Origin of the sequence: Xanthomonas sp. SHU 308 (assembly GCF_000364645.1) — a bacterium.
Classification (GTDB): Bacteria; Pseudomonadota; Gammaproteobacteria; order Xanthomonadales; family Xanthomonadaceae; genus Xanthomonas_A; species Xanthomonas_A sontii.
In genome coordinates this window covers 1-1,957 of the sequence record NZ_AQOK01000440.1, presented here as the reverse complement: position 1 = coordinate 1,957, position 1,957 = coordinate 1, and the positions used below count along the sequence as shown (strand labels likewise).

Sequence of the window (1,957 nt, the reverse complement as noted above, 5' to 3'; positions counted from 1 at the left end):
CCGGCACCCGCGGCGGCCACTGCGGCGCAGCCGCCCGTCGCGACCGCGCCTCCGAGCGGCGAGCCCGGCGGCGCCGACTGATTCAGGCCTTGCTACACAAGCTGAATGCGGCCGATTTCGCTTCACGAACCATTCGCGAATCCGGTGAGAAGGTGGCGCCCGTCGAGAGCGCGGTGCTTGTGCATCGGCTCCGCCACCCAGGAGCAATCAGCATGAACACTCTCAAATCCGCCTTGTGTCTTTCCGTCCTCGCCATCGCCACGGCCGCCGCGCCGCTGGCCGAGGCGCAGCGTCACTACGGTCCCGAGGACGCCGGCCGCCGCTTCAGCGACGGCACCCGCGTGCACTGCAAGAAGGTCGCGGTGCGCAAGAACAGCACCGATCCCGACCGCATCGGCGGCACCCTGGCGGGCGCGGCGATCGGCGGCTTGCTGGGCAACCAGATCGGCAAGGGCGATGGCCGCAAGCTGGCCACGGTCGGCGGCGCGGTCGCCGGTGGCGCCACCGGCCGTTACATCCAGGGCCAGCGTCAGCAGGCCAATGGCAATCGCGTGGTCGAGACCGTCTGCAAGCGTTATTGAGTCGCGCGACCGCATCGTGTCGGTCGGTGCCTGACGCCGACCCGGCAACCTGATGCAGCACGCCCCGGCGGAGGCCTCCGCCGGGGCGTTTTTTTGCGGTGCCGGTTGCGACGTTGCGCGATTCGGCGCCGCGGCGGCTCAATCGGCGAGCAGATCGCGCAGCGCCGCGTCCAACTGCGGATACCGGAACACATAACCCTCGCGTTGCGCACGTGTCGGCAGCACGCGCTGGCTGCCCAGCAACAGCTCGGCCATCTCGCCGAAGCCGAGGCGTAATGCCGCCGCCGGCATCGGCAGCAGCGCCGGACGATGCAGGGTCGCGGCGAGTTGCTGCGCGAACGTGGCATTGGTCGCCGGCGCCGGCGCGGTGGCGTCGTAGGCGCCTTCGCCGCCTTGCTGCAGCAGCCACAGCAGCAACCCGACCTGATCGTCGCGGTGGATCCAGCTCATCCACTGGCGGCCATCGCCCATGCGCCCGCCCATGCCGAAGCGGAAGGGCAGCAGCATCCGCGCCAGCGCGCCGCCGTCGCGGCCCAGCACCACGCCGGTGCGGACCAGGCTGGTGCGCACGCCCAGGTCCTGCGCGCGTAACGCTTCGGCTTCCCAGTCGCGGCAGAGCTGGGCGGCAAAGTCGTCGCCCGGCGTGCTGGTTTCGTCCAGGACCTCGTCGCCGCGGTCGCCGTAGTAGCCGATCGCCGAGCCGGAGATCAGGCAGCCCGGGCGCTGCGCGGCGTCGAGTCCGCTCATCCAGTCGATCAGGGCGCGGGTGGTACCGATGCGCGAGGTGCGGAAGCGACGCTTGCGGGTGGCGCTCCAGCGGCCTTCGGTCAGCGGTTCGCCGGCGAGATTGATCACCGCATCGGCCGGTGCGGCGCGCTGCAGATCGTCCAGCACCTGCACCGCCGGCAACAGGCGCGCCGCGCGTGCGGGGTCGCGGGTCAGCACGCTGACTCGGTGCCCGGCGTCGAGCAGGGCCGGGCACAGCGCGCGGCCGATGAATCCGGTGCCTCCGGTAACGAGCACGTGCATGCAGGGGATCGCTTGCGCCAAGGGAGCCGCAGTGTAGGTGCGCCGGGCATGGCGGAAGAGTGAACGCCGGGGGCGCCCGTGCCGCGGCGGTGGGTTTCGCGATGCCTGCACGGGCGAGGCGGCACGCTGCGCGGGCGCCGCCGCCACGTGGCCAACGGAAGCTCCTGTTCGCGATGTCCGCTCCATGATCCGACCATCGAGGTTCGCTTGCCCGCCGCGGCTTCGCCGCGGCGTCGGTCTGCTGCTGGCCGCGCTGATGGCCAGTGCCGCGGCGACGGCCGCGCCAGCGCCGGTCGACCAGGCCAGCGCGGCTTGCCTGGCCACCCTGCTGGAGCGGCTCCGCTGGG

Annotated in this window: 2 protein-coding genes; one reads left to right on the top strand and one right to left on the bottom strand. The window is 72.0% G+C overall.

The features are described 5' to 3' along the window. Nucleotides 1–212: 212 nt before the first annotated feature. Nucleotides 213–581: a glycine zipper 2TM domain-containing protein gene (locus tag D588_RS0114310; RefSeq protein WP_026143726.1), complete on the top strand. Its 369-nt coding sequence runs from the start codon at nucleotides 213–215 to the stop codon at nucleotides 579–581. Nucleotides 582–719: 138 nt separating this feature from the next. On the opposite strand, the gene D588_RS0114305 is transcribed toward D588_RS0114310, so the two are convergent. Continuing rightward, nucleotides 720–1,610, bottom strand: coding sequence for a TIGR01777 family oxidoreductase (locus tag D588_RS0114305; RefSeq protein ID WP_017916472.1), 891 nt, complete (start codon nucleotides 1,608–1,610; stop codon nucleotides 720–722). Between the last annotated feature and the right edge of the window lie 347 nt (nucleotides 1,611–1,957).

Coding starts and splice junctions, on each gene's coding strand:
- D588_RS0114310 (WP_026143726.1), top strand. CDS start 213: ATGAACACTCTCAAATCCGCCTTGTGTCTTTCCGTCCTCGCCATCGCC.
- D588_RS0114305 (WP_017916472.1), bottom strand. CDS start 1,610: ATGCACGTGCTCGTTACCGGAGGCACCGGATTCATCGGCCGCGCGCTG.